The following is a 7,999-nucleotide window of genomic DNA, read 5'->3' as shown; positions in this document are numbered from 1 at the left end:
TTTGCCGGGGGATACTTACTGACCTCAGAGGCGACAGATTCCTTGACAACTACCGCAACGTGCTGATCTACTTCGACAGCGAGCTGCAGGCCAAGGTGCTCAAACGCTTCCACTTCGCGCTGCGCCCCACCGGGCTACTGTTCCTGGGGCGCAGCGAGAGCGCCGGCCAGTCCGAATCATTGTTCAAGCCCCTGGATCGCCGCGAGCGGCTGTTCGGCAAGCAGGGTGAGCAGCAACCGTTGCCTACCTCGGTGCCGTCACGCCAGCCGCAGGGTGAGCCCCAGCGGCGTAGTCATCGCGAGGTGCAGCAGCTGCTGGATGGGGTGATGGCCCACCTCAACGCCACGGTGGCGCTGTGCGACCTGGAGGGCAACATTCGCCATACCGCCGGCGATGTGGCCCGGCTCTTCCAGTTTCCGCGCGGGCGCGCCCAGGTCAGCGTGGCCGAGGTGATCGCCGAGCCGTTCCGGGCCGAGTTGCTGGCCATGCTGCACCAGATCTCGCGGGAGTCGCGGGTGATGCTGGGGCGCCGACGCGTGGTGAACGACGTCACCTGTCGGCTCTCGGTTCGCCCTGTCGCCGGCGCGGACGGCAACCTGCTGATGGTGATGGTCGAGGAGTGCGACCCGCCGGTGGAGGCGGTGTCGCGCGGCGAGCTGCGCCGGCTCGAGCAGACCGGCATGGAGGACGAGCTGCAGGCGACCCGCGAGCACCTGCAGTCGCTGATCGAGGAGCTGGCCACCGCCAACGAGGAGATGCAGTCGCTCAACGAGGAGGCCCAGGCCTCCAACGAGGAACTGCAGGCCACCAACGAGGAGATGGAGGCGGCCAACGAGGAGCTGCAGGCCACCAACGAAGAGCTGATGAGCCTCAACGAGGAGCTCAACGTCAAGAGTGGCGAGTTGCAGGAGCTCAACGACGAGTACACCCACCTCTACGATTCGCTCGAGTTCCCCATCCTGGTGTTCGATAACGAATACTACCTGCGGCGCTACAACGCCGCGGCGGGGCGCGAGCTCAAGCTGCGCACCACTGCATTGCAGCAGCACGTCAATCGCCTCAAGCTGCCGCAGGCGCTGCGTTCGCTGGACACCTTCCTCAGTCACGCCCTGGTGCATGCCGAGCCCGAGGAGGAGATGGTCACCCTCGAGGATCGGCTGTTGCAGCTGGTGGTGACGCCGGGCATCGGCAGCCGCGACGAGGTGGAGCTGCTGGTAGTGACCCTGGTCGATGTCACCGAGATCACCCAGACCCAGACGGCGCTGCGCGAGTCGCGCGCTCAGCTCGATGCGTTGATGCGCAGCACCACCATCCTGCTGGCCATGAAGGACCTGAGCGGCCACTACCAGTACGCCAATCCCAGTTTCTGCGAGGCGTTCGGGTTCGATGAGGACGAGGTCATCGGCAAGACCGATTTCCAGCTGTTTCCCGAGCCCTTCGCCGCCTCGGTATGGAGCCGCGACATGCAGAGCCTGCGCGAGACCCAGCCCGTCGCCATGGAGCATTTGCTGCCGGGGGAGAGCGAGCGCGTGCTGGCCACCATGCACCAGGTGCTGCGCGACGCCGATGGCCACCCCACGGCGATCGTCACCGAGGCCGAGGACATCACCCTGCGCAAGCAGGCCGAGCGTCAGCTGCGGGTCTCGGCCAAGGTGTTCGAGCAGGCGGGGGAGGCGATCGTGGTCACCGACCGCGAGGCGCGCATCCAGTCGGTCAACGACGCCTTCACGCGCATCACCGGCTACCGCGCCGACGAGGCGATCGGCCACAAGATGGGTGACCTGCTGCGCTCGGGCAAGAACGACCCCTCGCTCTATCAGGCGATGTGGCGCTCGCTGAGCGCGCGCGGCTTCTGGCAGGGCGAGATCTGGAACAAGCGCAAGAACGGTGAACTGTTCCCCGAATGGCTGACCATCAACCGCATCGACGAGGACGACAACCAGCACTTCGTGGCGGTGTTCGCCGATATCTCCAAGCTCAAGGCGTCTCAGCGCCAGGCCGAGTACCTGGCCACCCATGATGCCCTGACCGGGCTGCCCAACCGCACGCTGTTCCACGACCGCCTCGACCTGGCCATGGCCCAGGCGCGGCGCTCCGCCAGCCAGGTGGCGCTGATGTTCCTCGACCTGGACAACTTCAAGGACATCAACGACACCCTGGGCCACGACGTGGGCGACAAGCTGCTGACCCAGGTGGCCGGACGGCTCAACGAGATCGTCCGCGACATGGACACCGTGGCGCGCCTGGGCGGCGACGAGTTCACGGTGATTCTCAACGACACCAGCGTGGCGGGCGCCGAGCGGGTGGCCCAGCGCATCATCGAGACCCTGCATGATCCCGTGGTGGTCGACCAGCGCTCGCTGTATGTGTCGGCGAGCATCGGCCTGGCCTTCTTCCCCGACGACGGCGACGACGCGGCCTCGCTGACCAAGGCGGCGGACACCGCCATGTACCGCGCCAAGGACAGCGGCCGCGACCGCTTCGAGCTGTTCAAGCCGGAGTTGCAGGCGCAACTGGTCGAACAGGTCAACATGGAGAATGCGCTGCGTCAGGCGCTCAAGGCCAAGCACTTTCGCCTGGCCTACCAGCCCAAGTTCGTGATCATGGATGGACGGCTCTTCGGCGCCGAGGCGCTGCTGCGTTGGCATGACCCGACCCAGGGGGAGGTGCCGCCTGGGGACTTTATCCCCGCCGCCGAGCGGAGTGGGTTGATCGTGGAGATCGACCGTTTCGTGGCGCATCTGGCGGTGGAGAGCCTGGCCCGCTGGCGCAGCCAGGGCTTTCCATCGCTGCCGGTCTCGATCAATGTCTCGGCGCGCAGTTTCCAGGATGATCGCTATCTGGATGCGCTGCTGGAGGGGCTGCGTACCTATCGTATCCCACCCGATCTGATACAGTTGGAGCTCACCGAGCGGACCCTGGTCGACCGAACCAGCATGGCGCTGGGCAACATCGAGCGCCTGCGCGAGGCGGGCATCCAGCTCTCGGTGGATGACTTCGGCACCGGCTACTCGTCGCTGGCCTACCTCAAGCGGCTGCCGCTGGCCGAACTGAAGATCGACAAGAGCTTCGTCGATGGCCTGGATGGCCGCGACCGCAACGACGAGGCGATCGTGCGTGCCATCCTGGGCATGGCCGAGGCGCTGGAGCTGCGCACCGTGGCCGAAGGCGGCGAGACGGAGGCGCAGCACAGCTGGCTGGCAGAACACGGCTGCGATGTGCTGCAGGGCTATCTGATGGCGCGTCCCGAGGAAGAGGAGATCTACATGGAGCGGTTACAGCGCCAAGGCGCTGCCATCAAGGAGGATACATGACGATTCCCTCGGGATTCATCGAGGCGTGTGAGCGCGAACGCCTGCACCTGTCCGGGGTGATCCAGCCCCATGGCGCCCTGGTGGTCGCTGATGCCGAGCACAAGGTGACCCACGCCTCGCGCAACCTGGCGCAGTGGCTGGGCATGCCCGCCGAGCGGCTGCTGGGGCGACGCCTGCCACCGGGGCTGGCGGCCCCGCTCGGCGCCTTGGGGACGGCGCCCGGCGAGCGCGTGGTGCGCAATGCCGTCGTCGGCATCGAGGGCGACGCGGCGCTGTTTGCCTCACGCGGCCTTCAGGGGGAGGTGATCCTCGAGCTGGTGCCGAGCCTCGCCGTCCCCCGCGAGCCCGATAACGTTCGCCAGACGGGCAGTGTGGCAAGCCTGCGCGACGCGACCGCGCTGGCCGACGCCCGCCACGCTTTGGTCGACTCCCTGCGGCAGGCCAGCGGCTTCGATCGGGTGCTGTTCTATCAATTCGTGCCCGATGGCGATGGCGAGGTGCTGGCCGAGGCGTGCGGCGACGCGGCCCAGGGCAGCTATCTCGGCCTGCGCTTCCCGGCCAGCGATATTCCCCAGGTGGCACGCAACCTCTATGTGCTGAACCCCTGGCGCACCATTCCCGATGCCCAGGCGGCAAGTGTCGAAGTGGTCAGCCGCTACGCGCGGGCGCCGGACCTGACCTATGCCGACCTGCGCAGCGTGTCGCCGGTGCATCGCGCCTACATGGCCAACATGGGGGTGGCCTCGGCGGTGTCCTTTCCGCTGGTCGCCGGCGGCGCGCTGACCGCCTTGATCTCGCTGCACGCCTATTCACCGCGACGCCTGTCGCCGCTGCGGCTGCAGGCGCTGGCCGATGAGGTCAAGGCCTTCGAGCTGGCCCAGCGCGAGTTCCATACCCGTCAACGCATGACACTGGTCGACACCCTGGAGCGTCGCTATGCCGCCAAGCGTCGTCATCTGCTGGAGCTGGGCAGCCTGGAGGCGGCCTGGCCCGAGATCAGCCACTGGCTGATGGCGGAGTTCGAGGCCGACGGGGTGATGCTGGACAACGGCATCGAGCTGTTCCGCCAGGGCGTGACCCTGGAGCCCGAGGCGCTGACGGCGGTTACCGAGTGGTGCGATGGCGCCGGCACCACCACCCGCCAGAGCGAGTGCCTGAGTCGGGACTGCGCCGAGATGCCGCTGTCCGAAGTGGCCGGGGTGCTGAGCATGGTGGCACCGCTGGCGGATGGGCGCAGGCTGCGCCTGTATGTGTGCCGGGTGGAAGAGGTGCAGGAGGTGGCCTGGGGCGGCAATCCAAGCAAGCCGGAAGAGGACGTCAGTGCCGCCTATCCCATCGCGCCGCGGCGCTCCTTCGAGCGCTGGGTGGAGCAGCGCATGGGCCATGCGCGGCCCTGGCCGGAGAGCAGCCATCTCAAGCTGCTCAAGCTGCGCACCCTGGTCAGCGCCATGGGCCAGTAGGCATGTGCGCCACCACGGCATCCGCGCTCGAGCCCCCGGCGGTGATGGCCAGGCTGCGCGCGGCCACCCGCGACCATCACCGTACCCTGGATCATCACCCCGAGCTGCAGCGCCTGCTGCGTCCCGGCCTGACCCGCCACGGCTATGCCCGCTCGCTTGCCGCCATGCTGGCGCCTCATGCCGCGCTGGAGCGAGCCGTATGGCAGGGTGGCCAGGCGCTGGGGCTGGAGTACACGCTGTCGCCACGGCGAGCACCGCGGCTGATCGCCGACCTCAAGGCGCTCGAGGGTGAGCTGGGGGAGGGGAGTGACCGGGCCTCGGCCCACGTCGGCCATGATGCTGCCGGCGCCGACCTTTATGCATTCCCGACGGTGAGCTGCCCGGCCCAGTTGCTGGGCCTGCGCTATGTGCTGGAAGGCTCGCGGCTGGGCGGCGAGGTGTTGGCGCGCGCCATACGCCGAGCGCTGGGTAACGACGCCCCGGTCGGTTTTTTGGCCGACGGCGAGGCGCGCCATCACTGGGAGTCACTGTGTGCTTGTGCCGAGCGCGATTTACGCACCCGGGCACTGGAGGAATCCGCCATCGAGTCGGCACAGGACGCTTTCGTGGCATATCGAGCGGGGCTCAATCCATGGAAACTGACCTGAGCAATGTCATGGTGGATGATCAAGGGCTTGAGAACTCTTATTTGGAAAACGCTGCCATCAGGTGGTCTTGAAGTATTCGTGAAGTAGGAAGTGATACGTAATGAAGAGCTCAGGATTGAATATCCCGCACTGGCCTTTACGTGGGTGGTTATTATGGCCAGGATTGCTGGCGCTTTGGCTATACGCACTCCTTGATATCGCCTTGCCTTCCATTGGGTCGGCTGCAGCCAATCTGGTAGCGGTGCTTGGCCTGATCGCTGTGCTCATCCATGGCGGCAGCCTGCGCTCATCTGGCCCACTCTGGCTGTTGCTTTCCGCCCTGCTGGTCGAGTCCATCTCATGGGGTATGGGATATTGGCATCATCCGCAATGGGTGGCAGATAACCCCGAGCTTGATCGTCTTGCCAAACTTTTCATTTTCATTTCTGTCGCGTGGTGGCTCGGAGGCAGTACGCGCCATACTCTCCTTGTCTGGCTGTTGGCATTGGTAGGCCTTCTTATTACACCTTTCAGCCTCGGTAACGGGATTCAGGAATGGGTTGATGGCTTCCAGGGGCAGCGTGTGGGGTTTGGAGTTCGAAACCTTCAACACGGATCCATGCTCTTTGGAGTTGCGTTCCTTGGGTTGGTATGTTTTGCCAAACGTATCGTATGCCGCGCTGGTCGCCTTTCGTCATGGAGGTTCGTGATATGGCTTTCGGTGTTGATCGTCTGTGCAGTAAGCCTTGTTATCGGACAGACACGCGCAGTGTGGCTGGCATTGCTCTGCGCCTTGCCGGTGGCAGGAGCCCTCTGGTTTTTCATTAACGTCTCCCGTGGCAGGTTTCGATACGTCGGCGGTAAGCGACTGGCTCTGGTTGGCGTCGCAGCAGTACTGGTTGTGACGACGTTGATCCTGACGTTTCAGGACACCTTGATGAAGCGTGTTTATACAGAGTCCGGAGTGGTCACTGAATTGATGTCCGGAGATATCGACAATGTTCCCTATTCCAGCATCGGGATTCGTATTCATAGTTGGCGAGCGGCTTTCGAATGGATTGCTGAACGTCCTGTGTTCGGATGGGGAAGCAAGGGGAGAAGTCTTGTCATGGAGCAAACCCCCTGGTTGCCACAGGACATCAAGGATCAGTTCGGCCACCTCCATAACTTCATGATCGAAATTTGGGTCGCCTATGGATTGCTGGGTGTCCTGTTGATTCTCACTCTGATGTTTTGGGTTGGCCGAGGCAGCTGGCTTGCCTGGCGTGGGGGCGTGATGCCCAGTGATATCGCCTTGTTTGGTACAGCATTCTTCATCTATTGGGTAGTCGTAAACCAGTTTGAATCGTATAATTCCTTCTGGACAGGTGTGTATGTGCACAATCTTATCGTCGGTGGCCTGGTCACGCATATCTGGCGCTGGCAGGTCGAGACAGGAGGCTCTGTGTTAGGTCGATGCCGGACACATCCGCCCATTCGAGAACCCCATGAAGCACGAGATGATGGCTGATGATGAAACAGGGCTGACTTCCATGCGTACCCTGGTGGTGGTCCGTTCCCTCAAGATGGGCGGCATGGAACGCGTGGCGGTCAACCTGGCCGATGCCTTCGCGCAGGCTGGTCACGAAAGCCATCTGTTGAGCCTGAGCAGGTCCGGTGATCCGCTGGCTCCGGAAGAATCGAGCGTGGTGTGTCATTCCCTTCCGCTGAAGCTATGGTCAAGGGTTACAGGGTTTGGCCTGCTGCTTGAGCTTTTGGTGAGGCTCTTTATCAACCCGGTGATGAAGCGCTCCTTGTTTCTGGGCACGGGGGTGATGGGTGGTATGGTGTTCAGCCTCTGGCTGCGGCGTTTCGAAGCGCGTCATGGCCGTGTGGACCGCATCGTGTTTCGCGGAGTGGGCACCTTCGAGCTGGTCTGGACCTTCCGGGATGAACGGGCCATCTACGCAATAGAAAACATCATCAACTTGCGAGGAAGTCGCTGGCGGCGCCAACTGTTTGCTCGCTGTCTCTACCTGGGGCGGCATCTGGTGGCGGTGTCGTCCGGTGTGGCGGAGAGCATGCGACGGGTACTGGCAGCCAGTGATTGCGAGCCGGCGTCGCTGCGGGTGATCGTCAACCCTTGTCCGCTGGCCAGCATTCGCCGCCAGATGCGAGAGCCGGAACCCGACCTGCCGCCGTTCCCCTATATCATCAACGTAGCGCGCATGGTGCCAGCCAAGGACCAGGCGCTTCTGGTAAGAGCCTATGCCCGTTCCGGCGTCGAACTGCCGCTGGTACTGGTAGGCGATGGCCAGGAGCGGCCACGTCTCGAGGCATTGGTGGAAGAGCTCGGCCTGAAGGGGCGGGTCATCTTCGCCGGCCTGCGTGCCAATCCCTACCCCTGGATGCACCATGCTCGGCTTTTCGTGCTCAGTTCCCGCTTCGAGGGCATGGGCATCGTGCTGTTCGAGGCGCTGGCCTGTGGCACGCCGGTGCTCAGCGTGGATTGTCCCGGTGGCATCCGCGAGATCCTCAAGGGCGAGCTCGAGCACTGCGTGGTGCCCCATGATGAGGAAGGCCTGGCCGCGGGTATCCAGTAAGCGGCCATTCTGGCGCG

The 7,999-nt window shown here is 64.2% G+C and carries 5 protein-coding genes; all 5 read left to right on the top strand.

All coding sequences use genetic code 11. The features are described 5' to 3' along the window. Nucleotides 1–3,314: EAL domain-containing protein (locus Q673_RS35510; protein WP_152527078.1), on the top strand; the 3,314-nt coding region annotated here is incomplete at its 5' end. Continuing rightward, on the top strand, nucleotides 3,311–4,774 hold the full coding sequence (locus Q673_RS23350; RefSeq protein ID WP_023005076.1) for a GAF domain-containing protein: 1,464 nt from the start codon (nucleotides 3,311–3,313) through the stop codon (nucleotides 4,772–4,774). The genes Q673_RS35510 and Q673_RS23350, both read left to right, overlap by 4 nt. A gap of 2 nt (nucleotides 4,775–4,776) precedes the next feature. Next, nucleotides 4,777–5,421, top strand: coding sequence for a biliverdin-producing heme oxygenase (locus Q673_RS0118130; RefSeq protein WP_052004174.1), 645 nt, complete (start codon nucleotides 4,777–4,779; stop codon nucleotides 5,419–5,421). Between the two features lie 100 nt (nucleotides 5,422–5,521). Next, on the top strand, nucleotides 5,522–6,910 hold the full coding sequence (locus Q673_RS35890; protein WP_081711977.1) for an O-antigen ligase family protein: 1,389 nt from the start codon (nucleotides 5,522–5,524) through the stop codon (nucleotides 6,908–6,910). Further along, nucleotides 6,888–7,982: a glycosyltransferase gene (locus tag Q673_RS23345; RefSeq protein WP_235048484.1), complete on the top strand. Its 1,095-nt coding sequence runs from the start codon at nucleotides 6,888–6,890 to the stop codon at nucleotides 7,980–7,982. The genes Q673_RS35890 and Q673_RS23345 overlap by 23 nt, the downstream gene beginning before the upstream one ends. Nucleotides 7,983–7,999 lie beyond the last annotated feature (17 nt).

Origin of the sequence: Halomonas sp. PBN3, assembly GCF_000475415.1 — a bacterium.
Taxonomy (GTDB): domain Bacteria; phylum Pseudomonadota; class Gammaproteobacteria; order Pseudomonadales; family Halomonadaceae; genus Halomonas; species Halomonas shengliensis.
Note: the sequence above shows the minus strand (reverse complement) of the source record. Positions and strands in the feature narration are given on the sequence as shown.